The organism is Streptomyces sp. NPDC029041 (assembly GCF_040637515.1).
GTDB lineage: Bacteria > Actinomycetota > Actinomycetes > Streptomycetales > Streptomycetaceae > Streptomyces.
The window spans coordinates 81,999-107,576 of sequence record NZ_JBEZWO010000019.1 but is presented as its reverse complement, the minus strand read 5'-3'; the positions used below and the strand labels follow the sequence as shown (position 1 = coordinate 107,576).

Genomic DNA, 25,578 nt, shown 5'->3' with positions numbered 1-25,578 from the left:
TACCCGTCGGCAACGTCACACCCCGTACACGTCAGGAGCAGTGCATGCGCGACCTCGCCCTCGCTCCCCCGGCCGTGGCGCCCCTGACCGGCGGGCTCGCCGACAGCGTCTTCGAGACGGCGGACCGGGAACCCACCCTGCCGATGCTCGCCCGGCGGGCCGATCCCGCCTCCGCGACCTGGGAGGAGGTGACGGCGATCGAGTTGCGCGACGCGGTGGTCGACGTGGCCAAGGGGCTGATCGCCTCGGGGATCGCGCCGGGCCACCGCGTGGCGATCATGGCACGCACCCGGTTCGAGTGGACGGTCCTGTGCTACGCGCTGTGGGCCGTGGGCGCCGAGGTCGTCCCTGTCTACCCGACCGCCTCACGCGATCAGGTCGAGTGGATCCTGCGGGACGCCGGCTGTGTGGCCGTGGTCGTGGAGGACGAGCAGGGCGTCATGACTGTCGGCTCGGTGTGCGCCACGCTGCCTCTGCTGCGGCACGTCTGGCAACTGGACGCGGGCGCCCTCGAGGAACTGAGCCTCCGGGGCGAGTCCGTCCCGATCGCCACGGTCGACTCGATGCGCCGCATCGTGCTGCCGGATTCCACGGCCGTCATCGCCTACACCTCGGGCACCACCGGCCACGCCATGGGCTGTGCGCTCAGCCACCGCAATCTGGCCGGCCCCTGCGACACACTGCTGACGGGCTGGGGACGGACGGCGGCGCCGCGCGGCGAGCAGGGCTCCGTACTCGCGTTCCTGCCCTTCTCCCATGTCTACGGGCTGATGATCCAGGGGCTGTGCGTGCGCGGCGGGCTGCTGATGGGGCACCAGGCCGATCTGAGCGGAGAGGCACTGGCTTCGGCGCTGCGTTCGTTCCGGCCGACGTACCTCTACGCGGTCCCCTCGGTCCTGGAGAAGATCTACAAGAACTTCCTGCGCACGGCTCAGCAGGGGGGTCACGGCGCGCTGTTCGAGCGGGCCGCCGACACGGCCCGGGACTTCGCCGCGGCCCTGGAGCGCCAGCGGCTGGGCCGCGGCCGCGGACCCGGCTTCGACCTGCGGCTCCAGCACACCCTGTACGAACGGACGGTGTACCGCAGACTGCGGGCGGCACTGGGCGGCCGGGTGCAGCGGGCGACGTCCGGCGGCTCTCCCCTCAGCCGCGATCTCTCCCTCTTCTACGAGGGCATCGGCATCTACGTGCACGACGGGTACGGCCTGACGGAGACCGCCGGCGGGGTGACGATGCAGCCGCTGGGCCGGGAGAAGTCCGGCACGGTCGGGCAGGCCCTGCCGGGCATGGAGATCCAGGTGGCCGAGGACGGGGAGATCCTGGTGCGCGGCCCGTCGGTGTTCCAGGGGTACGTGGGCGACCGGGCCGCCACCCGGGCCGCCCTGCGCGGCGGGTGGCTCGCCACCGGGGACCTCGGGCAGCTGGACTCGGAGGGCTATCTGACGATCACCGGCCGCAAGAAGGACATCATCATCACCAGCAGCGGCAAGAGCGTCGCCCCGCTGGCGCTGGAACAGCGGCTGCGGATGCACCCGCTCATCCACCAGGCAGTGGTCGTCGGGGACAACCGGCCCTGCGTCGGAGCCCTGATCACGCTGGACCCGGAATTCCTCGCGCACTGGCGGGCCGGACTCGCCCTGCAGGGCGAGATGCGGGAGGCACGGGAGGAGAACGCGCTGCGGGAGGAGGTCGCACGGGCCGTGGCCGCGGCCAACAGCGTCGTGTCGCCCGCGGAGTCGATCCGGGTGTTCCGGGTCCTGCCGGAGGCGTTCGACGTGAGCAACGGGTTACTGACGCCGTCGATGAAGCTCCGGCGGGACGAGATCGTGCGGCACTACGCTTCCGAGATCGACGCGATGTACCAGTCCCGCAGGCGTCCCGGGCGGCCGAGTGCCCCGGCCGAACCGTCGAGCTGGGACGATTCCGACAATGTGTTCCGCTGAGCGTGCGGCCGGACGCGTAGGCCTCGCCCCCTCGGGAACACGCAACAGTGGCGACGCAAGAGAAAGGACGACAGCCCTGACGACAGCCGTAGCTGACGACAGCCGTAGCTGACGCCCGGGCCGGAAAGGCGATATGTCAACCGAGCCGCGTGGGGACGAAGCCCTGACCTCCGAGGAGATCCCGAGCCGCACGAACACCTTCGTGGGCGAGCCGCACGACGTGACCGGTGCGCGTTTGGCCGCGGAGGGGTTCCTGCGCGATCTGGCACGCTCCTCCCCTCCCTCTGCCCCCGAGTACTGGGACGACATCCTGCTGGTGGTGACGGAACTGGCCGCCAACGCGGTGCAGTACGCCCCCGGTCCGTTCGCGTTGCGGATGCGCCGGACCTTCGACGGGGTGCATGTGGTTCTGCACGACACCAGCACCACCGAGCCGGCCCCTCGCCCCTTCGATCCGCGCAGCGGCGGCGGGGGCATCGGCTGGCACCTCATCCACACGCTGTGCGACCAGGTGAGCGTGGTGGCCGACGACCGGGGCAAGGACGTGCACGTGTTCCTGCCCTGGTGAGCCGGGAGCGTCACGGGCGCGAGGCGCCCGTGACCGGCCCGGACCGTGGCCCTCTCAGGGCCTGACCGGCTCAGACCGCGGCGGTCTCACGTGGCGGCAGCCGGTCGTAGTAGTCCCCCACGGCCCGGAGGTACTCCCGGTCCCTCGTCTCACTGTCCGTCTGGAAGCGGGGAGCCGCCTTGGCATCCGCCCTGCTGCAGGCCAGTGTGACCTTTCTCCCCTGGGTGTCGACGCCGGTGACGACTCCGGCCGGCACCAGGACGCTGCGGCCGAACACCCAGACCCCGGTGTCGACGACCAGGTGCCGCATGGCGTGCGGGGCGGCCTCCCGGTCCACGTGCCCGATCGTGCCGTCGGTCGCGGCGACGGCGAACCCGGTCAGGTCCTGCCCCTCGGTGTGACCGCTGTCCGGCGCGTACGACCAGATCCTGTCGATGGCCACGCTGTCCCATCCTCCCTGGCGATGTGCTGATGGCGAAGTCCTCGGGCGGACGTCCACGCCCGCCCCGTTCCACAGCAGCAATTACCCTGCTGCCGCAAGCGCATTCGGCGCACACGTCTGCTACCGCACGGGACTTCCGGGCGGCCCGTCCCGCGATGTTCGGCCGAGGGTGCATGGAGGGTGGATTCCGGGGTAATCGCGGGGGCGCGGTGAGATCCGAAGTCCGTCAGTGGAGGGAGGCGCATGAGAAACGGCATTCGAGTCCGGAGAACGACCGGGTTCCCCTCGCACCGCGGTCATCCCCAGAGGTGACCAGCCCAGGCCGTAGCACTTGTTGGAGGTATCCGTGCCCCTCGCCCAGAACCCGCTGTCCGTGGAAGTCGAGCTGCCCCGGGAGGACGTGGCCCTGATCACGGTCGACGGCTACCTGGACGTCGACACCGCGACCGAGTTCCAGGCCCATCTGGCCAACCAACTCCACCACGGCCGACGGCACTTTTTGCTGGACCTCTCGTCCGTTCCCTTCATGGACTCGTCCGGGATGAACATCATCCTGCGGGTGTACCAGGAGACCCGTAAGACCGAGGGCAGTGTGCACGTCATCAGTCCGACGCCGGCCGTGCGGCGCATCCTCGATCTGACCGGCGTCAGCATCACCGTGCCGATATCGGAGAGTGTCGACGAGGCCCTGACCCGTGTCGACGCGGGACCGGAGCACCCCGAGGAGCCGGGAGGCCAGAGCATCTGACGGCCGAAGTGCCCCCTCGGGCCCGGTGCCGGCGAAGATCGGCGGCCCGGTCCCCGCTCCGCCCTGCCCGCACGACGGCTCACCCCGCGCACACGCGGCCACGGCGGCGCCAACCGCCGTTCGCCCGGACCGGATCACTTGCCCCGGAGCAGGTGTCGTACGAGGTCGGCGCATGGTTAGAGTTGTCGCCCGGCAAGTGTCACATCGCCGTCTCGTTGCCAGAAGCGGGCTCGGTCGACGCAACGCGGATGAGGAGAGAACCAGGTGCCGGAGCACGAAGCGGACGGACAGCTCGCGACGCCCACCCACGAGGTCAGGGACTTCCTGCACCGCCGGCGTGAGCAGATCGCCCAGCGGTGGGCGGACGAGCCCCTATTCCGCACCGTGTTCACCGTCTCGCGCGAAGAGGCGGTGGAAGCGGGCAAGGCAGTCGTGGACGCGCTGGCCCAGGTGGCCGACTCGGAGCAGGTGGAGGATCCGGACGCCGCGGGGTTCAGCGCGGTGCGCGAGCAGCTGGGCCGGATGGGCGCGGCCCGCTCGCGTGCGGGGCTGAGCAACACCCAGGTCTCCAGCGAGCTGGCGGCCCTGCGACCGCCTGTGGAGAATCTGCTGGTCGCCGATCTGACGCAGGCGCCGCCCGAGCACCTGCGGGCGTGTTCGACCGCGTTGACCGTTCTGATGGGCACGCTGCGCCTGGTGGCCATGCAGACGGCTCTCAGCGAGTGGCAGGCGCTCAGCGACCGGCAGCGGCTGCAGCTGATGGAGGTGGCCACGCCGGTCATCCGGCTGTGGGACGGCATCGTGGCCGTGCCGCTCATCGGCACCCTCGACAGCGCCCGCAGCCAGATCGTGATGGAGACGCTGCTGAACGCCGTGGTCGAGCAGCACGCGCGGTTCGCGATCCTCGACATCACCGGGGTTCCGACGGTCGACTCGCTGGTGGCGCAGCACCTGATGAAGACGGTCGCCGCGGCACGCCTCATGGGCGCCGAGTGCATCGTCTCGGGCATCCGCCCCGCCATCGCGCAGACCATCGTGCATCTCGGTCTGGACCTGGACGTGATCACCCGAGCCGGCCTCGCCGACGCGCTGGGCTACGCGCTGCACCAGCTCGGCGCGGACATCGTGAAGCCGGGTGCGGGTCAGCGGTGAACGACGCCCACCCCCGTCCCGTGACCGGCCATGTGCCGGTGCTCCGGCTCGGCGACGTCCTGCTGGTCACGCTCCAGGGGGACCTGCACGACAGCATGGCGCAGCAGCTCCAGCAGGACCTCGCCGAGACCATCTCCCGTACCGGGGTGCGCGGGGTCCTCATCGACATCTCCGGTGTCGAGATCGTCGACTCCTTCCTCGGCCGGGTGCTGGCGGAGATCGCCGCACAGGCCAAGTTGCTGGCCGCTCGCACCGTGGTGGCCGGGATGCGCCCGGCGGTCGCCATCACCCTGGTCGAACTGGGTCTGACACTGCCGGGGCTGAGCACCGCGCTCAGCACCGAGGCGGGCATGGAGCTCCTCGCGCGGCCGGCCCCCGTGCCCCGTCCCGGCAGCCCGCGTCAGGAGAGTCCGTGATGCACACCGCCTCGGGCGTGGAGGCCTGCCTGCCCATCCGGTCGGACATGGACCTGGTGTGGGTGCGACAGCACGTACGGCAGGCCGCTGCCCGGCTCGGCTTCGGTCTGGTGGACCAGACCAAGCTCATCACCGCGGCCAGCGAGCTGGCTCGCAACACCCTGGTGCACGGCGGTGGCGGACAGATGGAGGCGAGGCCCGTCAGCGGTGCGGGCGCGCAGGGGCTGCAGCTGGCCTTCACCGACGAGGGGCCGGGTATCGCCGACCTGGACCTGGCGCTGAGCGACGGCTACACCTCCGGCGGCGGTCTGGGCATGGGGCTGAGCGGGGCGCGGCGCCTGGTGCACGACTTCGACATCGACACCGCGCCGGGATCGGGCACCACGGTGCGGGTGACGTGCTGGGTGGGACGGCCGCCGCGTCCGCGCGAGGAGGTCTGATGCCCCGCGTGTGGGACGTGCCGGTGCGCGACTCGACCCGGGTGCGCGACGCACGGGTCGCGGCGGAGGACGCTGCCGCGCTGGCCGGGCTGGACGAGCGGCGTACCGCGGCGGCCGCGCTCGTCGCGACCGAGCTCGCCACCAACCTGCTGAAGCACGCCGAGGGCGGCCAGGTGCTCATCGACATCGTGGCCCCGCCCGTGCTGCGGGAGGGGCCGTACGGGGCACGGGTGGTGCAGATCGCCGCGGTCGATCACGGCCCGGGCATCCCCGACGTGGCGGCGGCGCTGCGCGACGGCTTCTCCACCTCCCGCTCGCTCGGCGCCGGGCTCGGCACGTGTCTGCGCCTCTCCGACGACTTCGCCCTGCACAGCGTCCCCGGCCGCGGCACGGTCGCGGTGGCCCGGGTGAGCTCGAGCCCCCGGGCCACCGAGGGGCCGCCCGAGCCCGGGGGCCGGGCATCCGCAGGGGGACGGTGGCCGGGCGGCGCACCGCCGTTCGGCGCGGTGGCATGCGGCGGCCTGACGGGCCACGCGCCGGTGCCGGCCGCTGCGCCCGGTCACACCGGCCAGGGCCCGTCGCTTCCCGGCGGCCCCGCACGGCGGGCCGACGCCGCCCGGGGAACCGGCCCGGCGCTCGGCGCGGCCCCCGGCCACGACCGTCCGGCGGCCGGCACCCCGGGAACCGGACCCGTTCCCCGGACGGCACCGGCCTACGGCTCGCCGGACGCCGACGCCCGGTCGAAGGGCTCGGCATCCCGGGCAACGCAGGCTCAGGGCCTCCCGGACGCCGGCACGCGAGGGGACGCATCGCGGTACGAAGCGACATCGACGCGTGGCTCGGCGGACGCCGGCACGTCGGGGGACCACTCCGCGTCCCGGACAGCACCGGCCCACCATCGCGCAGACGGCGGCACCTCGGTGACCGACTCCGCCCCCTCGGCGCCAACGGCCCACGATCGCGCGGACTCCGGCGCCCCGGGAACCGGCTCGGTGCCCAGGACCACGGCACAGCACGGTCTCGCGGACGAGGGGGCCGCCGGTGGCGGTACCCGTACGGATCCGGGAGAGCGCCGCGGGGCGCCGGATCGCGCTCTTCCGGCAGCCGGGGGCGGCGCGCAGCACCGTTCCGTGCCGGTGTCCGGGGTGCGGGCCGGTGGGGTGAACATCCCCTACGGCGGAGCCGAGTACTCGGGGGACGCCTGGGCGTGGGTACGGGCCGGGGACCGGGTGACGTTGATGCTGGCGGACGGGCTGGGGCACGGCCCGGAGGCCGCGCGGGCCTCGTCCGCAGCGGTCACGGCGCTGCACCGCTGGGCCCACCTGTCCCCCGCCGTGTCGCTGCAGCGGCTGCACGACGCGCTGCGGGGCACGCGGGGCGCGGTCGTCGCCCTGGCCCAGCTCGACCTGACGGCCGGGCGGCTGCGGTTCGCCGGCATCGGCAACGTCGGGGCACGGCTGAGGACCGACGGCTCCTGGCGTCCCCTGCTGTCGCGTCCCGGCATCGTGGGCGTCCACCGGCCCGGCACCCTCCGCGAGGAGGAGGCCGACTGGGTGGGCGACCCGATCCTCATCCTGCACACCGACGGCCTGCCCAGCCGCTGGACGCCGCCGTCCGACCCCGGTCTGCCCGCCACCGACCCGGCCGTGACGGCCGCCGTGACGATACGTGACGCCAGCAGTCCCGCCCGACCGGTGCGGGACGACACCGCCGTGGCCGTGCTGACCTCGAACCCGCCGGAACGCCCATGATGCGCACTTGGCAGATCACCACCGTCACCGACGCGGCCCGCGCCCGCATCTCGCTCGCGCGCCTGGCCGCCGCGTACGGTGTGCCCACCGTCGAACGGACCCGGCTCGCCGCCGATCTCAGCGCCCACCTGCGGCAGTGCCTCACCAAGGGCGGCACCTGGCGGCTCACCATGGATCTTGCGGGCTCCCCCGCCGAAGAGGGCCTGCTGCACGTCGCGGTGACTCCGTCGCCGGAGGCGTGCGCCGCCGGGGAGCCGCTCTGGGAGGTCACGGTCCCCTGCCCCGAGTCGGCCGAGGCCACCGAGGACGGCACCGTCCCCGACGACCCGGCCGCCCTGTCGGAGGCGCTGCTCGGCGCCGACGAGGACACGGCCGTGGTGCTCGACAAACTCACCGAGCAGGAGGACCTGGTCGCCTTCCACCGCGAGGAGCTGCACCAGACCAACCAGGGCGTCCTGGCCCTGCACGCCGAGCTGGACGCGGCCGGGCGGGCCCAGCGCGAGGCCTTCGCCGCCGAGCGCAGTGCCCGCAACGAGGCGGAGAGCGCCCGGCGCCGGCTGACGTTCCTCGCGGACGCGAGCGCGGTGCTGACGGCGTCGCTCAACCACGAGGAGATCGTGCGCCGGCTGCCGGACCTGCTGGTGCCGGAGTATGCGAGCAGCGTCGATGTCTGGCTGTTCGACCACGAGGAGGACAAGCACCGGTCGGCGCCGCATCCGGCCGCCGCGGTGGTCGCGGCCCGTACCGGGCGGCCCCAGTACGCCGCCGGCCATCCCGGCAACCTGCCCGGCGTGGAGGACCAGCCGCCGTCGGCCCTGGATCCCGGACGGCCGTTGCTGTGCGTGCCGCTGCCGACGAGGCGGGCTCCGCTGGGGGTCCTCACGCTCTCTCCGCCCGGAGAACGCTGGGACCCGGACGACGCGGTGATGCTGATCGAGCTCACCCGGCGGGCCAGCATCGCGATCGACAACGCCCGGCGCTTCGAGCACAACCGCGACATCGCCGAGACGCTGCAGCGTGCCCTGCTGACGGATCTGCCGGCCACGCCGGGCCTGAACCTGGCGGCGCGGTACCTTCCGGCCACCCACGGTCTGAACATCGGCGGCGACTGGTACGACGCGTTCCCCCAGCGGGACGGCGGTCTCATCACCGTCATCGGGGACGTGACCGGCCACGGTCTGCACGCGGCGGTCATGATGAGCCAGCTGCGCACCGCGCTGCGGGCGTACGCCGTCGACGGCGACAGCCCCGGCAGGCTGCTGACCCGCCTGCACCGGTTCCTGCACCACCTCCAGCCGGACCTGTACGCCACCGCCGTCATCGCCCGGTTCCACCCGGACGAGCCCACGCTGACCTGGGCCGCCGCGGGGCACCCCCCGCCGGTGCTGCGGCTGCCCGACGGCACCGTGCGCACCCTCGACGCCAAACCCGGTGCGATGCTCGGCATCCCGCTCACCCAGGAGATCGCCGACCACACGGAGGACCTGGAGCCCGGCTCGACCCTCGCGCTGTACACGGACGGGCTGGTGGAGCGGCGTGCCCAGGGCATAGACCCCGGGATCGAGCGGCTGGCCACGGCACTCGGCGGGTTCCGCTCGGCGGAACTGGACGCGGACCTGGAGGGTTCGGCGGACCGGCTGCTGCATCCGCTGCTGAGCGATTCCGAGCGGGACGACGACGTATGTCTGTTGCTGTGTCATGTCCAAGGAGCCCCGGACTCCTGACGGCGGGTCCGGCCGTCCGGGGTGTGCACGCGTTCTTCACTCCCGCCCGGTGCTTTTCGGCCACGGTGCGGGCATGGTGGTGATCGACGCGTTCGTCTGCCTGCCGCGTCCGGCTGGCGCGCCGACCTCAGGCGCGGTGGGATCGAAAGGGTGCGAACCAGCGATCCAGGGGCAGTCGGAAGGCGTTCGAGGCAGACCGCCTGGAGCCGCAGAAAGGGATGAACACCGTGACACGACCCAGGATCCTGGTGGTTGGCGCAGGCTTCGCCGGCGTGGAGTGCGTCCGCCGTCTGGAACGGAAACTCTCCCCGGACGAGGCGGACGTCACGCTGGTGACGCCGTTCGCCTACCAGCTCTACCTGCCGCTGCTCCCCCAGGTCGCCTCCGGCGTGCTGACGCCGCAGTCGATCGCCGTCTCCCTGCGCCGCAGCAAGAAGTACCGCACGCGCATCATTCCGGGCGGCGCCATCGGCGTGGATCTGAAGTCCAAGGTCTGCGTCATCCGCACCATCACCGACGAGATCGTCAACGAGCCGTACGACTACATCGTGCTGGCGCCCGGCAGCATCACCCGGACCTTCGACATCCCGGGGCTGACGGACCACGCGTTCGGGATGAAGACGCTCGCGGAGGCCGCGTACATCCGTGACCACGTCATCTCGCAGCTGGACCTGGCCGACGCGAGCCAGGACCCCGCGGAGCGGGCGTCGCGGCTGCAGTTCGTCGTGGTCGGCGGCGGCTACGCGGGCACCGAGACGGCGGCGTGCCTGCAGCGGCTGACGCACGCGGCGGTCAAGCGCTACCCCCGGCTGGACCCGGCTCTGATCAAGTGGCATCTGATCGACATCGCGCCGAAGCTGATGCCGGAGCTGGGCGACAAGCTCGGCAGCAGCGCGCAGGAGATCCTGCGCCGGCGGGGCATCGAGATCTCCCTGGGCACCTCCATCGCCAAGGCCGGTCCCGAGGAGGTCACCTTCACCGACGGACGGGTGATCCCGACCCGCACGCTCATCTGGACCGCCGGGGTCGTCGCCAGCCCGCTCATCGCCACGCTCGGCGCGGAGACCGTCAAGGGCCGGCTCGCGGTCGCCCCGGAGATGAACCTGCCGGGCGACGACGGGGTGTTCGCGCTCGGCGACTCGGCCGCCGTGCCCGACCTGGCCAAGGGCGACGGGGCCATGTGCCCGCCCACCGCGCAGCACGCCCTGCGGCAGGGCAGGCACGTCGCCGAGAACGTCATCGCGTCACTGCGAGGCCAGGCGTTGAAGCCGTACGTGCACAAGGATCTCGGGCTCGTCGTGGACCTCGGCGGCACCGACGCGGTGTCCAAGCCGCTGGGCATCGAACTGCGCGGGCTGCCCGCCCAGGCCGTGGCCCGCGGCTACCACTGGTCGGCGCTGCGCACCAACGTGGCCAAGACGCGGGTGATGACGAACTGGCTGCTCAACGCGGTCGCCGGTGACGACTTCGTGCGGACGGGGTTCCAGGCCCGCAAGGCCGCGCGGCTGAAGGACTTCGAGTACACCGACGCCTATCTGACGCCGGAGCAGGTGCGGGCGCAGGTGGCGGGGTCCGGCGGGCCGGAGTAGGAAGGCCCGGGCGGGAGCTTCCGCTCGCGGCATGTCATGCTGAGATACGGATCTTGGTGTGAGCAGGGAGAGAGTGCGGCGGCGTGAGGGCAGCGGGACGCGCGGTACGGGCACGACTGCGGGACCGGATCGCGGCGTCCGACCCCGGACTGCTGCGCCTGACGGCCGGGTTGCGAACGGTCGGCGCGATCGCCCTCACCGTGGCCGTGCTGTCCCTGCTGCGGGCCGATGTGCACCTGTTGGTGGCCGGGGCCATGGCGGCGATGGTCGCCACCTTCGCCATCCGCGAGAAGCAGCTCGGTGCGCAGGCGGTGACGCTCGCACTGGGACTGCCGGTGGCCCTGGCCTCGGTCTCCCTGGGGGCGGTCCTCAACACGCGTGTCGTCGTCGGTGACGCGTTCTTCGTGGTCCTGATCTTCTGCGCTGTCTACGGCCGCCGGTTCGGCGACCGGGGCACCGCGCTCGGGCTGATCGGTTTTCAGGTCTACTTCCTGTCCCTGTTCGTCGGCGCCACCGTCGCCACGCTGCCGGCCCTGTGCGGTGCCATGACGCTGGCGTTCTGCTCCAGTGCGCTGATGCGCTTCGCGGTGGTGCCCGCGACGCCCGCGGGTGTGCTGCTGCGGCTGCGTCTGGCCTTCCGCGCCCGGCTGGCCCAGCTGGTGTCCGCGCAGACGGAACTTCTCGACGCCTCCGCGGAGGAGATGGACAAGGCACTTCAGGCCGTGCGAGAGGGGACCGCCCGGCTCCACGAGACGGCGATGATGATCCAGGGGCGGCTGGAGGAGGGCACCCCGGACGAGTCGGCGGCACGGCTGGTGCAGCGCAGGATCGCGGACGCCGAGATCGCCGCGGAGCGGCTCGGTCTGCTGCTGCTGACCGCCCGCACCGCCGAACGGGCGGACACGCTGACTCTGCACCTGCCGGGCGCGCCCGCCCCGTCGCTCAGCGGGCCGGAGATGCCGGACGAGGCGGGCGCCACGCTGCGCCGCGATCTGCGGGCGCTGCACGCGCTGGTGCTGCGGGCCGGCAGCGGCGACGCGGGCACCGGTCTGGCCCATGTGCGCAACCGGCTCCTCGGCTACCGCGACGAGGAGAACCTGCCGCCCGCCTCGGCCGCCGTCCAGGACGTCTTCCGCGGCATCGGCGAGTCGGCCCGCGCTGTGCTCGGACTGCGGATCGCCCTCGACGGTCCTCAGGACGAGTCGGACGACACTCCCGCCACGGCCCGCTCCCGCGAGGAACTGGACGCCGAGGACGCGGCGATCGACGGCGGCGGCGAGGAGACGGCGCGGGAGGAGGAGACGGGGCTGCGACGGCCCACCACGCGTGCGGCCGTACAGGTCGCCGTCGGGTCCGCGCTGGCCATCGTGGGCGGCGAACTGCTGTCGACGCAGCGCTGGTACTGGGCGGTGCTGACGTGCTGGATCGTCTTCCTCAACACTGCCTCGACGGGCGAGATCCTGGTCAAGGGGTACCGGCGGCTGCTGGGCACGGTGTTCGGCGTGGTGGCCGGGATCGTCCTGGCGGGGCTGGTGGGCAACCACACCTGGACGGCGTTCGCCCTGGTCCTGGTGCTGATCTTCGCGATGTTCTACTCGGCGCCCTTGTCGTACACCCTGATGTCGTTCTTCGTCACCGCGATGCTGGGGCTGCTCTACACGCTGCTGCACACCTACAGCCTCGACGTGCTCGTGCTGCGCATCGAGGAGACGGCGCTCGGCGCGGCGTGCGGGGTGGTCGCGGCGGCGCTGGTGCTGCCGGTGCAGACGGACCGCCGTACGAACGAGCTGCTGGGCACCGTGCTGGAGCGGCTGGCCGAGGTCACCGAGGCCGCGGTCGGCCAGCTCAGCGGCGGACCGGCGGACGAGTTGCTGGACAAGGCGCGCGATCTGGACCAGTCACTGGCCGATCTGCGGGCCGCGACCCAGCCGCTGATCCACCCGGTCACTCCGCTGCGGACCCGGCGGAACACGGCCCGCTACGTGGTGGCGCTGCTGGAGACGTGCGCCTACCACGCGCGGACCCTGGCGGCGACCGCGGAGCTGCTGCCCACGCACCCCTCGATCGCGGCGGACCCGCGCCTGCGCGGGGCCGCGGGGCGCACCGTGCGCAACATCGGGGCGATCGCGGCCCGGGTCGCCGACGAGCACGCGGGCGCGCAGGTCGAGACCGGGCCGAGCATCGCCTCCCTGCTGGGGTCCGATGCCGGCACACCGCGCTACGGCCGCATCACCGATCGCGTGCTGCGGCATCTGGAGCGGCTGGACGAGGCCGTGGTGGGCCTGGCCCGGCCGCTGGACGTGCCGGTGGCGGCGCCCAAGGGGTGAGGGTCCCCGTGCGGTGAGAGCCCTTCGGGCCCATCGAGAAGGGACACGGAGCCGCTGCCGTTCAGAAGTCCGTGGGCAGCCCGCTGACCTCGGCGATGCCCCGCAGCTCCTCGGTCTGCCTGTGCCGGTCCCGGATGTAGTCGGCTATCTCGCCGAGGCGGATGGGATCGGACGCGGTGGTGGCGTCCGTGACGATCCTGACCGGGCCGGTGTCGTCGACGTTCAGTTCGACCACTTCGTTGTCCAGGCGGCCGGTGACGGCGGTGGCGATGACGAGCGCCACCTCGTCACGGACCTCCTGGGGCAGTTCGTCGTCGCCCCCGGAGTCGAGCGCGAAGTCGAGGCTGGACAGGCGTTCCTCTTCGATCGCCTCCAGGACGGGTTCCACCGCGCGCATCAGAAGGCGGTAGTCCTCCGTGTCCATCCGGATGCGCAGGAGGTCCAGGTACATGTCCACGGGCCGGCCATCGCCATGCGGAATCTCGGAATCGCTCATTGGCATCGTGTTCCCCGCGAATCGCGGCTCAGACGCGCCGCCACCGGGCCATGGCGAAGGAGAACACCCCGAAGAGCACCAGCCCGGCCGCGACGCACGCCAGCAGCCAGGGGCCGAGCGGAGTCTCGGCGAAGGTGCGCAGGGTGTCGTCCAGACCCTTGGCCTTGTCGGGCTCGTAGTCGATGGCCGCGCGGACGGCGAAGACACCGGCCACCGCGAAGACCAGGCCCCGGGCCGCGCCGCCGGCCACGCCCGTGACGTCGACCAGCTGCCGCGTCCGGTGGCTCATCTGCCCCAGCCGGAGCTTGTCGTGGTACTTGCGCATCACCGCGCGTACCGCGATCCAGCCGCCGGCCACGACGACGCCGATCCCCGCCGCACCGACCAGCCACTGGCCACCGGGTATCTCCAGTGCCTTGGCCGTGGCGTCCCGGGACTGCTGGTCGCTGGATCCGCCGCTCTGGTGGCGGCTGACGGCGAAGGTCAGCACCGAGTAGGCGACGAAGACGTAGAAGACGAACCGGGCCGTCGCCATGAGCCGCTTGCGTGCGCTGCGGCCGTCCTTGCCGGTCGAGCCGAAGAGGGCCTCGGACAGCCGCCACAGGGCCATGCCGACGAGCCCGATGCCCAGCGCCCACAGCAGTACCGCGCCGAACGGCTTCTGGGCCAGTTCCTGCAGGGCTCCTCCGCGGTCGGCCTGATGGCCGGTGTCGCCGAAGGCGATCTGCAGGGCCAGCGCCCCGACGAGCAGATAGATCACACCCCGGGCGGCGAAACCCGCCCGTGCCGCCCCCTCGGTCACCGAACCCCGCGCCATCCGCCGGGCCCGCACCTGACCGCCCTGTGCCGTCGCACTCGTGTTCATGTAGACCTCCCGGCAGTCCAAATGCCCCGGGTCGGCGTTCACACACCCTGCACAACCTCCGGACCAGGGGATTCCGGTTGTCGGCCGGGTTCTGACTCCCCAGCGGCACGGCTGCGCCCCACCCGTCACGGGCTCAGGACCGGCGCAGCCTCGTTCCGTGTGCGGCGCGGCCGAGGGCGTGCAGGTCCTCCAGGGCGTCCAGGACCACGGTGCGGTCGTGCCAGGCGAGCCAGCGGCCCGCCTGGCCGCCGACGGTGTCCAGCGCCTTGGTCTGGGCCGTCGTCAGTCCGGCCAGGGGCCGGTCCAGGTGGGCCGAGACCATGCCGACGCACAGTCCGGACGCGGTCGTCAGGGGCACGCTGTGACAGGCTCTGCTGCCCGCGGCGAGGATGGCCCGGCGGGCCGGTTCGGAGAACACCGGGTCGCTCTCCACGTCGTGGACGGTGATCTGGGCGACGTCCCGGGCGGCCTGCGCGCAGGACGTGCCGTCCTCGCCGACGTGGGCGAAGAAGTCGACGAAGTCGGCCGTGAGGCCGGTGTGCTCCTCGATGCTCAGGCCGCCTCGCGCCCGGTCGGTCACCTGCACGTTGCCCATGTCGGTGCCGACCACCGTGAGGGTGGAGCGCAGTACGGCCTTGAGGACGGCACCGCGGCTGCCGGCCCCGGACCGGTGGGCCCGGGTGAACGTCAGGTCGGGTTCCGGCTCGGGCACCCGCCCCGGGAACCAGGGTGCGTCCCGGGCCTCGGGCCGTGGCGCGGTCACCACCATGCCGGCCAGCGTGCGCAGCTTGACGTTGTGCAGCTGGGACGCCCGCTGCATCAGGGCGAAGGCGCTCTCCCCGTCCGGCAGCGCGTACCGCTCCTGGAGAATGCCCTGCGCCTGCGAGATCAGCGGGCGCACGCGGGCGCGGGCCCGCAGGTCGCGCACCTCGGCGCGCAGGCGCTCCAGCTCGCCGTCGCAGGTGGTCGCCTCACGCCCCGCTGTGGACATGGAAACTCCTGGCGTGTCGATGTCATGGCACGAACGGGCCCGGCCGCGGCTTGCGCCGCCGGCCGGGCCCTCGTTCGGCCTCGTCCTCCCCGTCGCTCAGTGGCGCGCCGGGATCAGGCGGGCTCGGTGACCGGCATGCGCCGCCCGGTCATCGGCGCGGCGGGTTCGCGAACCGGTGCGGGTGCGCTCGCGAGCCACTGGTGTGCGGCCTCCAGGGCACGCTCGACGGTCCGGGTGCCGGTGGACACGCACAGCGTGTACGCCAGGTCGCGTACCCGGGGGTTCTGCTCCGCCGGTCCGCCGGTGGCTTCGGCGGCGGCCAGCGCCTCGTACTCGTCGACGAGCCGGCGCAGCACGGCGGGGTGGGGCCTCAGCATGGTGGGTTTCGCTCCTCGTGATGTCGGGTGGTCAGGCCGTCGTGGAGGGGCCGCCGGTGCCCCGGTTGCCCGTCCGCTGCCCCAGGACCTCGTCGCGCACCCGGGCGCAGCTGCGGCTGATGAGGCGGGAGACGTGCATCTGTGAGATGCCGAGATGGTCGGCGATACGGCTTTGGGTCATGTCCTCGAAGAAGCGCATGTAGAGGATGGCCCGTTCCCGTTCCGGCAGGCGGCGCAGGCCTTCCTTGGCGGACTCGCGGTCCACGACGACGTCGAAGGACGAATCGGCCGCCCCGAGGGTGTCTGCGAGGCTGTAGCCGTCGTCGTCGGCCGAGAGTTCGGCGTCCAGCGACAGCGTGCTGAAGCTGTCCAGGGCCTCGAGCCCGGCGTTGACCTCTTCCTCGCTGAGGCCGGTGTGGGTGGCGAGGTCCGCCACGGAGGGCTCGGGGCTGCCCGGGTTCTGGGTGAGTTCACGGCGTGCCACCCGCACCTTGTTGCGCAGTTCCTGCACACGGCGGGGCACCCGCAGGGCCCACATCCGGTCCCGGAAGTGCCGCTTGACCTCGCCGGTGATGGTCGGGACGGCGTAGCTTTCGAAGGCACCCCGGCTCGGGTCGAACCGGTCGATGGCCTTCACCAGGCCCAGCGCGGCGACCTGCCGGAGATCCTCGATCGACTCTCCGCGGTCGCGGAAGCGGCCGGCGATCCGGTGGGCCATGGGCAGCCACAAGGTGACCAGTTCGTCCCGGACGGCCTCCCGCTCGGGACCCTCCTCCAGCTCCGCCATCCGGGCGAAGAGGGCGGCGGTGTCGGGGGCGTCGTCGTGACGCCGCCGGGAAGCGGGGGTCGTCGTTTCGGGCGTGCCGGGACGATGGGTGGGCGTTTCGATGAGCATGCGGATTCGCTCCTGAACGGTGGTTTCAGGGACTGACCGCGGGAAGGACGCCGCCCGGATCGCCTGGAGGGGCCTCCGGGGCAGTCATACCGCTCCCGCTGGCGCGCCTCCGGTCCGAAGCACGAAACTGCGTCTGCCCTGCACCCGGGGGAACAAACTCCGCTTTGCAGTGCAATCTGTCGGGGCCCGTCTCACGGGCGTTCAGAACAGGGGCACGACGGCCGTGATGCACTTGCCCCCGGAGGGCAGGTCCGACACCCGGACGTCGCGGGCCAGCCGGCAGACGATGGGCCAGCCGTGGCCGCCGTGCCGGATGCGTCCGTGCGGGTCGGTGCGCGGTGCCGTCACGGGCAGCGCGTCACTGCGGTCGCTCACCGAGACGCGCACGCCGGGGTCGTCGACGTCCACCTGGAAGTCGGTGACACCGCCGCCGTGCAGCATCGCGTTGGTCGTCAGCTCCGAGGCGACGAGCAGTGCGTCGGACAGGGCGGCCGTGTCGCACGGGGTGCGGGTGGCCCGGCAGCGTTCGGCCACGGCCAGCTCCACCGCCCGGCGCGCCTCGGCGGGCTTGCACGGCCGGGCCCGGTGAGCGCCGGGCGGCTCGCCTACGGATTCGATCATGTGCTCCTCGCACATTCTGCAGCTCCCTGAAAGCACGGACGGATGAACGGGTCCGGACCGCGTTCCGGGACGCCCGCGGGGGCCTGCCCGGGCCCTCGGACCCACTGTCTGCTCGACCTGCCGCGGCGTTCGGGGCGCGCACCGCGTGAGCGCCGCGGTCCTCCTCTTCGGCTCACCTCTGACCGCACCTGCAAACCTCCGGTCAGGCCGGAGGGCCCGAAGACGCCTCGAACGGCCGGGTGGCCGGTGCCATCTCCGCGCTCTGGGCGGGTACGCGGGACGCATGACCGATGTGGTGGATTCTGACGAGCTGTTGCGGCGCATCCGGCGTGCGAGGGAGTGCGCGGTGCAGGAGGAGCGGACGTGGCGGTCCAGGAGCGAGGAACTGGAAGCGACCGACCCGCAGGGGGCCCGGGACGCGGCCGTGCGGCGGATGTCCTACGAGGCGGTGCTGCGGGTGCTGGACGAGATCGTGACGCCGGGCAGGCACGGGCCGGAGAGCTGACCGGAGGACTCCCCCGGGCCGTCCGGGTGAGACCGGATTGCGGGGGCACACGCCGGGAACCCGGTGCGCATGACAGCCGACCACACGCGAGCACCGGTTCTGGAAGCCCTCGACGAGTACCGTCGCAAGGGGCATCTGTCGTTCACACCGCCCGGGCACAAGCAGGCCCGCGGCGCGGACCCGGCGGTCCGGGAGATCCTCGGTGACGCGGTGTTCCACGGGGACGTGCTGGCCTCGGGCGGGCTGGACGACCGGCTGACCCGTGGCCGGGTGCTGCAACGCGCGCAGGAGCTGATGGCCGACGCGGTGCGTGCCGAGCACACGTTCTTCAGCACGTGCGGCAGCTCCTTGTCGGTGAAGGCCGCGATGCTGTCGGTCGCGGGACCGCACGAGAAACTGCTGGTGGGGCGGGACGCGCACAAGTCGGTGGTGGCGGGCCTGATCATCTCCGGCATCGAGCCGGTCTGGGTCGAGCCCCGCTGGGACGCCGAGCGGAACCTCGCCCACCCCCCGTCCGCCGAGGAGTTCGAGCAGGCCTTCGACGCCCACCCGGACGCCCGCGGCGCCCTGGTCACGAGTCCCACGCCGTACGGGGGCTGCGCGGATCTGCGGGCGATCGCCGACGTGTGTCACCGGCGCTCGCGGCCGCTGATCGTCGACGAGGCGTGGGGTGCGCACCTGCCCTTCCATCCCGATCTGCCGTCGTGGGCGATGGACGCGGGCGCGGACATCTGCGTGACCAGCATCCACAAGATGGGCAGCGGTCTGGAGCAGGGTTCGGTGTTCCACCTCCAGGGCGATCTGGTGCCGCCGGAGCTGCTGGGGATGCGCGCGGACCTGCTGGGCACCACCAGCCCGTCGGTGCTGATCTTCGCGGGTCTCGACGGCTGGCGGCGGCAGATGGCGCTGCACGGCAAGGAACTGATGGGCGGTGCGCTGGACCTGGCGGCCGAGGTCCGGGCCTCCATCGAGGAGATCGACGGCCTGCACGTCAACGGCCGGGACGACTTCTGCGGCCCCGGACTGGCCGACGACCTCGATCCGCTGCCCGGCGTCATCGACCTCACGGAGCTCGGGATCACGGGTTTCCAGGCGGCGGACTGGCTGCGTGAACACCGGCGGATCGACGCGCACCTGGTGGACCACCGCCGGATCGGCGCGCAGATCACCCACGGCGACGACCGGGACACCACCGGGCAGTTGCTGGAGGCGCTGCGGGACCTGGCGCGGGCGGCACCTGATCTGCCCAGGGCGCCGCGGGTGGAGGTGCCGTCGCCGGCGGAGCTGCGGATGGAGCAGGCGGTGCTGCCCCGGGACGCGTTCTTCGGTCCGGCCGAAGCCGTGCCGGTGTCCGAGGCGGCGGGGCGGGTCGCGGCCGAGATGATCACGCCGTATCCCCCCGGCATTCCCGCCGTCCTTCCCGGTGAGCGCCTGACGGAACCGGTGCTGGCGTATTTGCGGACGGGGCTGGACGCGGGCATGCACCTGCCCGACCCCGAGGACGCGGAGCTGGAGACGGTGCGGGTGCTCGCACGGTGACCCCGGGCGTGAAACGGGTCACGCAACCCGGTCTTCGGGTGCACACCCGCCCCTCGAATGGTTTACGGTTCATGTATACGTGGTGACGGAGTTCGACTCCTGGTCCTCCGTGCACCACCGCGTACGGCCCTGGCTGGTCCCCCCCGTCCAGCCAGGGCTTCTTCATGCCCGGGCGGCCCGCCGGAAGAAGTCCCCTACGCCGAGGTGCCCACGGCCCCGGCAGCGGCTGAAATGGGCTTAAGGCCCCTTGGCACACCACCGCAGTCGACCGCCCGGCGAGGAGCTCCGCGTCATGACCAAAGCGATCAAACTCCTGACCGCCCTGCCTCCGCCCCAGCGGCAGCGCCTGATGACGCTCGCCCGGGAGGTGTCCTTCCCCGAGGACGCCCGGATCTTCGAGGCGGACGGCACGGCCGACCGCTTCTGGGTCATCCGCTCCGGCGCCGTCTCCCTGGACCAGCAGGTGAACTCCCTGCAGCGGGTGACCGTGGCCAGCCTCGGCGCGGGCGACCTGCTCGGCTGGTCATGGCTGTTCCCTCCGTACACCTGGGACTTCGGCGCGGTGGCGTTCAGCCCGGTGCGGGCCTACGAGTTCGACGCGGGGGCCGTGCTGGAGCTGTGCCGGGAGGACCCGGAGCTCGGGATGATGCTGGTGCGCAACGTGGCTGAGGTGCTCGCCCACCGTCTGGAGATGACCCGGGGCAAGCTGATGGAGCAGTACACGCTGCACCGGCGCGGAGCCCTGTGAGCCGCCCGGGACCTCAGACCCGGTAGCGGCGCAGCGCCGGTACCGCGGTGGCCAGCACCAGCATCACCGCGACGACCAGCAGTCCGCCGCCCGCGACGGCGGTGCGGGGGCCGAAGGCCGATCCGGCGGTGCCGTGCAGCACGTCCGCCAGGCGAGGCCCGCCCGCCACGACGACCGTGAAGACGCCCTGCATGCGCCCGCGCATCTCGTCGGTGGCGGCGGACAGCAGGATCGCCCCGCGGAAGACCATGGAGACCATGTCGGCCACACCGGCCAGGGCGAGGAAGGCCACCGCGACCCAGAGGCTGCCGCTCAGTCCGAAACCCGTGATGGCCACGCCCCAGACGACCACCGCCCCGATGACCATCAGGCCGTGCCGCCGGGCCCGGGAGAAGGTGCCGGAGAACAGTCCGCCCAGTACCGCCCCGATGGGGATCGCCGCGAAGAGCAGGCCCAGCGCGAGCCCTTCGCCGTAGGGGGCATAGGTCTGGGAGGCGAGCTGCGGGAAGAGGGCGCGGGGCATGCCGAGGACCATGGCGACGATGTCGGCGAGGAAGGACAGCAGCAGCACGGTGTGGCCGGAGATGTAGCGGAAACCGGCGGCTATCTCCTTCAGGCCCGCGCGCCGCACCGCCGTGCCGGCCAGGGGCGGCAGCGAGGGCAGCCGGTAGACGGCCCAGACCGTCACGCACAGCGCCAGCGCGTCGATGAGGTAGAGCTCGGGCAGGCCGATCACGGGGATGAGGGCGCCGGCGAGCAGCGGGCCGGCCACCTGGCCGGTCTGCATCACGGTCGAGCCGAGGGCGTTCGCGGCGGGCAGTTCGTCCGTGGGGACCAGCCGGGCGATGGAGGCGCTGCGGGCCGGTGCGTTCAGGCCCCAGAAGGCCTGCTGCACGGCGAGCAGCAGCATCAGCGCGGCCACCGACTCCAGTCCGGCGAAGGCCTGGAGCCAGAACAGCAGCGACGTGACGGCGATGCCGCTGTTGGTGATCAGCAGCAGCTTGCGCCGGTCCATGGCGTCGGCGACGGCCCCGCCCCACAGCGCGAACACGATCAGGGGCACGAGGCCGGCCAGACTCGCGGCGCCCACCCAGGCCGAGGAGCCGGTGATGTCGTAGATCTGCTTGGGGACGGCGACGGCGGTGAGCTGGCTGCCGACGGCCGTGACGACCGTCGAGCCCCACAGCCGCCGGTAGGCGGGGCGGCGCAGGGGGCGGGTGTCCATCGCCCAGCGCCGCCGGGGCGCCTTCGGTTCCGGTTCCCGCCTGTCCGTCGTGCTCTCATTCGTGTCCACGCGCCGCCATTCTCTCGATGGTCGCTACACCTTCAGGGCGGGATCACTATCGCACCGCCCGCCGGCCGGCGGGCGGCCGATTCTCAGCTTCCGGCGATGAGCACGGCCCCGAGCACGATCATGGTGGCGGCGACCAGACCGTCCAGGATCCGCCAGGCGGCGGGCCTGGCGAGGAAACGGCCGAGCATGCGGGCGCCGAACCCGAGGGCCGTGAACCAGCACAGGCTGGCCAGCACGGCCCCGAGGGCGAAGGTCCAGCGCAGCGAGCCGTGGTCGGCGGCGACGGACCCCAGCAGGAACACGGTGTCGAGGTAGACGTGCGGGTTGAGCCAGGTCATCGCCAGGCAGGTGAGCACGGCCCGGCGCACCGTCCCGGCCGGCTCCCCCTCGGTGCGCAGTGCGCCTCCGTCCGGCCGGACCACCCTGCGGGCGGCCAGGGCGCCGTAGCACAGCAGGAAGGCGCCGCCGGTCCAGCCGACGACCGTGAGGGCGCCCGGCCACTTCACCACCACCGCGCCGACCCCGCCGACCCCGAGCGTGATGAGTGCCGCGTCGGACAGGGCGCAGATCCCGACGACGGCGAGGACGGCCTGGCGGCGGATCCCCTGCCGCAGGACGAAGGCGTTCTGGGCGCCGATGGCGACGATGAGGGACAGTCCGGTGCCGAAACCGGCGGCGCCGGCGGTGAAGGTGCTGGTCATGGCCTCGACGCTACGGAGACTCCCGCGGTCGGTCCAGCTAATGATTCTTACGTATCATCAACTCACGTGATGACCGATCTCCCGCTGGACCAGGTCCGGACCCTCCTCGCCGTCGTGGACGAGGGAACGTTCGACGCGGCGGCGGCCGCGCTGCACGTGACGCCGTCGGCGATCAGCCAGCGGGTCAAGGCACTGGAGCAGCGCACGGGGCGGGTCCTGCTGCTGCGGACCAAGCCGGTGCGGCCGACCGAGTCGGGCGAGGTCCTGGTGCGGCTCGCCCGCCAGGTGGCACGGCTGGAGCACGACGCGCAGGCGGAGCTCGGACTGAGCGGTGCCGGGGAGCCGACCCGGGTGTCGGTGGCGGTGAACGCCGACTCGCTGGCCACCTGGTTCCTGCCGGTGCTCACCCGCGTGCCGCAGGAGCTGCGGCTCTACTTCGAGTTGCGCCGCGAGGACGAGGACCACACGGCGGCTCTGCTGCGGGAGGGTGCGGTGATGGCGGCGGTGACCTCGTCGCCGGATCCCGTACCGGGCTGCTCGGTGCGGTCGCTCGGCCGGATGCGCTATCTGCCCGTGTCCGCGCCGGATTTCGCCGCGCGGCATCTCGGCGGGCCTCTGGCGCGGGCGCTCGGCGAGGTGCCCGTGGTGGTCTTCGACCGCCGCGACGACTTCCAGGACGGCTTCGTCCGCGGGCTCACCCGGGGCCGCGGTGGCGCGAGCGCGCTGCGGCACTACGTGCCGACCTCCGAGGGCTTCGTCCAGGCCGTCGCCGCCGGGCTGGGCTGGGGTCTGGTGCCGGAAGCCCAGGCGGATCCCCTGCTGCGCGACGGCCGGCTCGTCGGCATCGCACCGCGTCGCACGATCGACGTGCCGCTGTACTGGCAGCAGTGGAAGCTCGACTCGCCGGCGCTCGCGCAGGTCGCGGAGACGGTGACGGCGGCCGCGGCGGAGGCGCTGCGGGCCTGAGACCTCACTCCCGCGAGGACTCCAGCCGGGCCGCCGCGCTGTCCAGCAGCATCTCCAGGGCGGTCGGGTAGGCGCTGGTGAGCATGCGGGTGGCCAGCAGCGGCGCCGCCTCGGCGATGCGGGGGTGGGTGGCGGCGGGCAGACGGGCGTACGTGGAGCGCCACATGTCCTCGTCGGCGTGCAACGAGTCGCTGGGCAGGGCCAGCGAGGCGGCGTCCAGCGCGGCGAAGGCCAGGGTCTGGTCGATGAAGGCGTGGTAGATGCGCACGGTCTCGGGCAGCGGGAAGCCGGCCGTGCGCAGGACGTCCAGGACGGCCTCGTCGGCGGCCAGCTCATGCGCCCGGCCCGTGACGCGGTTCGTGGTCAGCAGCGCGGCCTGCGGATGGGCGAGATACGCGGCGTGGATGCGCAGCCCGAAGGACCGCAGGTCCGCCCGCCACTCCCCCGTGCGCAGCCACCCCTGAAGCGCCTGCCCGATGAGCGCGTCGCCGATGGCGAGGGTCAGCTCGTCCATGCCCCGGAAGTACCGGTAGAGCGTGCTCGGGTCGGCGTCCAGCGCGAGGCCGAGCCGACGGGCGGTCAGCCCCGCGCTGCCGTGTTCGCGCAGCATGCGCAGCGCGGTCTCGACGATCAGCTCCTCGGACAGCACGGTGCCGCTCTTGGTGGGCCTGCGCCGGCGGCGTTTGTCCTCGGGCACCACGGGCTTGGGCACGACGGGCTCCCTCCTTATGCCAACGCCATTGACCTTATGTCACAGGGCGGCGTTTCATCTCCCCCAGGGCCCGTCACGTTCTTCGCAAAAAGGGAGTTTCTGTCATGCGTGTACTGCTCGTGGGAGCCGGTGGTGTGGGCGGGGCCATCACCCGGATCGCGGCCCGGCGGCCGTTCTTCGAGGCCATGGTGGTGGCCGACTACGATCCCGGCCGCGCCGAGGCGGCGGTCGCGGCGCTCGGCGGCGACGCGCGCTTCACGGCGGAGCAGGTCGACGCGGGCGACGAGAGTGCCGTCGCGCGCCTGCTCGCCCGGCACCGCTGCGACGTCCTCCTCAACGCCACCGACCCCCGCTTCGTGATGCCGCTGTTCCGCGCGGCGCGTGCCGCGGGCGCCACGTATCTCGACATGGCGATGTCGCTGTCCCGCCCGCACGCCGAGCGGCCGTACGAGGAGTGCGGGGTCAAGCTGGGCGACGAGCAGTTCGCACAGGCCGAGGGCTGGGAGAAGGAGGGGCTGCTGGCCCTCGTCGGCATGGGTGTGGAGCCGGGCCTGTCGGACGTCTTCGCGCGGTACGCCGCCGACGAACTCTTCGACGAGATCGAGGAGATCGGCATCCGCGACGGCGCGAACCTGGCCGTCGACGGCTACGACTTCGCGCCCTCGTTCAGCATCTGGACCACCATCGAGGAGTGCCTCAATCCGCCGGTCGTCTACGAGGAGGGGAAGGGCTGGTTCACCACCGAGCCGTTCAGCGAGCCCGAGGTCTTCGACTTCCCCGAGGGCATCGGCCCGGTCGAGTGCGTGAACGTGGAGCACGAGGAGGTGCTGCTCGTTCCGCGCTGGGTCGGCGCCCGCCGGGTGACCTTCAAGTACGGCCTGGGCCGGGAGTTCGTCGAGACGCTGCGGACCCTGCACCTGCTGGGCCTGGACCGCACCGGCCCGGTCACCGTGGCCGGGCCGGACGGGCCGGTGAAGGTCTCGCCCCGGGACGTGGTCGCGGCGTGCCTGCCCGACCCGGCGACACTGGGCGAGCGGATGCACGGCAAGACGTGCGCGGGCACATGGGTGCGGGGCGTGAAGGGCGGTGAGCCGCGGGAGGTGTACCTCTACCACGTGGTCGACAACCAGTGGTCCATGGCCGAGTACGGCTCCCAGGCCGTGGTGTGGCAGACGGCGGTCAACCCCGTCGTCGCACTCGAACTCCTCGCCACGGGCGCCTGGTCCGGTGCCGGAGTTCTCGGCCCGGAGGCCTTCCCCGCCCGGCCGTTCCTGGACCTGCTGACGGACTACGGCTCCCCCTGGGGCATGCGGGAGCAGTGAACGACTGTCCGGGAACGCCCTGTTTCACCGGGCGTCGACAGGTCACCCGAAAGAGAGTAAGCATCCGAGAGAGCACGTTTCTACTGCGATGCAGGTGACTTCGATGGACAACTGGCGAGACCACGCTGCCTGTCGGCACGAGGACCCCGAGCTCTTCTTCCCGATCGGCACCTCCGGCCCGGCCCTTTTGCAGACGGAGCAGGCCAAGGCCGTGTGCCGACGGCGCTGCCCCGTGCAGGACGAGTGCCTCCAATGGGCGCTGGACACGGGGCAGTCCATCGGCGTGTGGGGCGGGACGAGCGAGAACGAACGACGCGCGCTGAAGCGCCGCGCGGCCGCCCGCCGCCGCTCCGGCCACGGTGTGCTGGAGATCGCCTGGCCGACCCCGCAGGCGCCGCAACCCCCGCAGATCGTCCGGCAGATGGAGGCGCTGGCCGAACTGTGCG

The 25,578-nt window shown here is 72.5% G+C and carries 24 protein-coding genes and 3 pseudogenes; 17 read left to right on the top strand and 10 right to left on the bottom strand.

Annotation, left to right across the window (positions count from 1 at the left end):
* The first annotated feature begins 44 nt into the window (after positions 1 to 44).
* Together AB0F04_RS34545 and AB0F04_RS34540 are read left to right on the top strand one after the other, a co-directional pair.
* The gene (locus AB0F04_RS34545) at positions 45 to 1,943 is read left to right on the top strand and encodes an AMP-dependent synthetase/ligase (RefSeq protein WP_362049301.1); all 1,899 of its coding nucleotides are present in this window, start codon (positions 45 to 47) and stop codon (positions 1,941 to 1,943) included.
* 133 nt (positions 1,944 to 2,076) lie between these two features.
* Entirely contained in the window at positions 2,077 to 2,511 is a 435-nt protein-coding gene (locus AB0F04_RS34540; RefSeq protein ID WP_362049298.1) for an ATP-binding protein, read from the top strand.
* Between the two features lie 70 nt (positions 2,512 to 2,581).
* On the opposite strand, the gene AB0F04_RS34535 is transcribed toward AB0F04_RS34540, so the two are convergent.
* Positions 2,582 to 2,953, bottom strand: coding sequence for a PRC-barrel domain containing protein (locus AB0F04_RS34535; RefSeq protein WP_362049295.1), 372 nt, complete (start codon positions 2,951 to 2,953; stop codon positions 2,582 to 2,584).
* Between the two features lie 346 nt (positions 2,954 to 3,299).
* On the opposite strand from AB0F04_RS34535, the gene AB0F04_RS34530 reads away from it, so the two are divergent.
* From AB0F04_RS34530 to AB0F04_RS34490, 9 genes and pseudogenes are all read left to right on the top strand, one after another.
* Entirely contained in the window at positions 3,300 to 3,701 is a 402-nt protein-coding gene (locus tag AB0F04_RS34530; RefSeq protein WP_362049292.1) for an STAS domain-containing protein, read from the top strand.
* Between the two features lie 264 nt (positions 3,702 to 3,965).
* A complete protein-coding gene (locus tag AB0F04_RS34525; protein WP_362049289.1) occupies positions 3,966 to 4,853 on the top strand; it encodes an STAS domain-containing protein in 888 nt (295 codons plus the stop codon).
* Positions 4,850 to 5,269, top strand: coding sequence for an STAS domain-containing protein (locus AB0F04_RS34520; RefSeq protein ID WP_362049286.1), 420 nt, complete (start codon positions 4,850 to 4,852; stop codon positions 5,267 to 5,269). The genes AB0F04_RS34525 and AB0F04_RS34520 overlap by 4 nt, the downstream gene beginning before the upstream one ends.
* Positions 5,269 to 5,709 (top strand): anti-sigma regulatory factor, encoded by a 441-nt coding sequence (locus tag AB0F04_RS34515; protein ID WP_362049283.1) that lies wholly within the window; start codon positions 5,269 to 5,271, stop codon positions 5,707 to 5,709. The genes AB0F04_RS34520 and AB0F04_RS34515 overlap by 1 nt, the downstream gene beginning before the upstream one ends.
* A pseudogene (locus tag AB0F04_RS34510) lies at positions 5,709 to 6,119 on the top strand (anti-sigma regulatory factor); the annotation flags it as partial. The gene AB0F04_RS34515 and the pseudogene AB0F04_RS34510, both read left to right, overlap by 1 nt.
* A gap of 735 nt (positions 6,120 to 6,854) precedes the next feature.
* Positions 6,855 to 7,460: pseudogene (locus tag AB0F04_RS34505) on the top strand (SpoIIE family protein phosphatase); the annotation flags it as partial.
* Positions 7,457 to 9,184 (top strand): SpoIIE family protein phosphatase, encoded by a 1,728-nt coding sequence (locus tag AB0F04_RS34500; protein WP_362049280.1) that lies wholly within the window; start codon positions 7,457 to 7,459, stop codon positions 9,182 to 9,184. The pseudogene AB0F04_RS34505 and the gene AB0F04_RS34500, both read left to right, overlap by 4 nt.
* A 218-nt stretch (positions 9,185 to 9,402) precedes the next feature.
* Positions 9,403 to 10,773 (top strand): NAD(P)/FAD-dependent oxidoreductase, encoded by a 1,371-nt coding sequence (locus AB0F04_RS34495; RefSeq protein WP_362049277.1) that lies wholly within the window; start codon positions 9,403 to 9,405, stop codon positions 10,771 to 10,773.
* Between the two features lie 83 nt (positions 10,774 to 10,856).
* The gene (locus tag AB0F04_RS34490; RefSeq protein ID WP_362049274.1) at positions 10,857 to 13,100 is read left to right on the top strand and encodes an FUSC family protein; all 2,244 of its coding nucleotides are present in this window, start codon (positions 10,857 to 10,859) and stop codon (positions 13,098 to 13,100) included.
* 61 nt (positions 13,101 to 13,161) lie between these two features.
* Here the strand turns inward: AB0F04_RS34490 and AB0F04_RS34485 are convergent, their stop codons facing one another.
* The 6 genes from AB0F04_RS34485 to AB0F04_RS34460 all read right to left on the bottom strand — a co-directional run bounded on the left by AB0F04_RS34485 (position 13,162) and on the right by AB0F04_RS34460 (position 17,360).
* Positions 13,162 to 13,596 (bottom strand): hypothetical protein, encoded by a 435-nt coding sequence (locus tag AB0F04_RS34485; RefSeq protein WP_362049271.1) that lies wholly within the window; start codon positions 13,594 to 13,596, stop codon positions 13,162 to 13,164.
* A 28-nt stretch (positions 13,597 to 13,624) separates the two neighbouring features.
* Positions 13,625 to 14,461 (bottom strand): DUF1206 domain-containing protein, encoded by an 837-nt coding sequence (locus AB0F04_RS34480; RefSeq protein ID WP_362049268.1) that lies wholly within the window; start codon positions 14,459 to 14,461, stop codon positions 13,625 to 13,627.
* A 133-nt stretch (positions 14,462 to 14,594) separates the two neighbouring features.
* Positions 14,595 to 15,452 (bottom strand): ANTAR domain-containing protein, encoded by an 858-nt coding sequence (locus AB0F04_RS34475; protein ID WP_362049265.1) that lies wholly within the window; start codon positions 15,450 to 15,452, stop codon positions 14,595 to 14,597.
* 113 nt (positions 15,453 to 15,565) lie between these two features.
* Positions 15,566 to 15,829, bottom strand: a complete 264-nt coding sequence (locus tag AB0F04_RS34470) for a DUF5133 domain-containing protein (protein ID WP_053674079.1) — start codon at positions 15,827 to 15,829, stop codon at positions 15,566 to 15,568.
* Positions 15,830 to 15,860: 31 nt separating this feature from the next.
* Complete coding sequence (locus tag AB0F04_RS34465; RefSeq protein ID WP_362049261.1) at positions 15,861 to 16,724, bottom strand: RNA polymerase sigma factor SigF; 864 nt, start codon at positions 16,722 to 16,724, stop codon at positions 15,861 to 15,863.
* Positions 16,725 to 16,925: 201 nt separating this feature from the next.
* Positions 16,926 to 17,360 carry an ATP-binding protein gene (locus AB0F04_RS34460; protein ID WP_362049259.1) on the bottom strand — a complete coding sequence of 145 codons (435 nt, stop codon included), beginning with the start codon at positions 17,358 to 17,360 and terminating at the stop codon, positions 16,926 to 16,928.
* 268 nt (positions 17,361 to 17,628) lie between these two features.
* Between AB0F04_RS34460 and AB0F04_RS34455 the strand changes: the two genes are divergently transcribed.
* From AB0F04_RS34455 to AB0F04_RS34445, 3 genes are all read left to right on the top strand, one after another.
* Positions 17,629 to 17,850, top strand: coding sequence for a hypothetical protein (locus tag AB0F04_RS34455; RefSeq protein WP_362049256.1), 222 nt, complete (start codon positions 17,629 to 17,631; stop codon positions 17,848 to 17,850).
* 69 nt (positions 17,851 to 17,919) lie between these two features.
* Positions 17,920 to 19,389: an ornithine decarboxylase gene (locus AB0F04_RS34450; protein ID WP_362049253.1), complete on the top strand. Its 1,470-nt coding sequence runs from the start codon at positions 17,920 to 17,922 to the stop codon at positions 19,387 to 19,389.
* 292 nt (positions 19,390 to 19,681) lie between these two features.
* Entirely contained in the window at positions 19,682 to 20,137 is a 456-nt protein-coding gene (locus tag AB0F04_RS34445; protein WP_053674736.1) for a cyclic nucleotide-binding domain-containing protein, read from the top strand.
* 13 nt (positions 20,138 to 20,150) lie between these two features.
* Here the strand turns inward: AB0F04_RS34445 and AB0F04_RS34440 are convergent, their stop codons facing one another.
* Together AB0F04_RS34440 and AB0F04_RS34435 are read right to left on the bottom strand one after the other, a co-directional pair.
* On the bottom strand, positions 20,151 to 21,431 hold the full coding sequence (locus AB0F04_RS34440) for an MFS transporter (protein WP_362049251.1): 1,281 nt from the start codon (positions 21,429 to 21,431) through the stop codon (positions 20,151 to 20,153).
* 83 nt (positions 21,432 to 21,514) lie between these two features.
* Positions 21,515 to 22,132 (bottom strand): LysE/ArgO family amino acid transporter, encoded by a 618-nt coding sequence (locus tag AB0F04_RS34435; protein WP_362049248.1) that lies wholly within the window; start codon positions 22,130 to 22,132, stop codon positions 21,515 to 21,517.
* Between the two features lie 69 nt (positions 22,133 to 22,201).
* Here AB0F04_RS34435 and AB0F04_RS34430 point away from each other — a divergent pair, with 69 nt between their 5' ends.
* Complete coding sequence (locus tag AB0F04_RS34430; RefSeq protein WP_362049245.1) at positions 22,202 to 23,098, top strand: LysR family transcriptional regulator ArgP; 897 nt, start codon at positions 22,202 to 22,204, stop codon at positions 23,096 to 23,098.
* A 4-nt stretch (positions 23,099 to 23,102) separates the two neighbouring features.
* On the opposite strand, the gene AB0F04_RS34425 is transcribed toward AB0F04_RS34430, so the two are convergent.
* Positions 23,103 to 23,810, bottom strand: coding sequence for a TetR/AcrR family transcriptional regulator (locus tag AB0F04_RS34425; RefSeq protein WP_362049242.1), 708 nt, complete (start codon positions 23,808 to 23,810; stop codon positions 23,103 to 23,105).
* Positions 23,811 to 23,914: 104 nt separating this feature from the next.
* Here AB0F04_RS34425 and AB0F04_RS34420 point away from each other — a divergent pair, with 104 nt between their 5' ends.
* Both AB0F04_RS34420 and AB0F04_RS34415 read left to right on the top strand, forming a co-directional pair.
* Positions 23,915 to 25,132, top strand: coding sequence for a saccharopine dehydrogenase C-terminal domain-containing protein (locus tag AB0F04_RS34420; protein WP_362049239.1), 1,218 nt, complete (start codon positions 23,915 to 23,917; stop codon positions 25,130 to 25,132).
* Positions 25,133 to 25,235: 103 nt separating this feature from the next.
* Positions 25,236 to 25,487 (top strand): annotated as a pseudogene (locus AB0F04_RS34415) (WhiB family transcriptional regulator); the annotation flags it as partial.
* Positions 25,488 to 25,578: the final 91 nt, after the last annotated feature.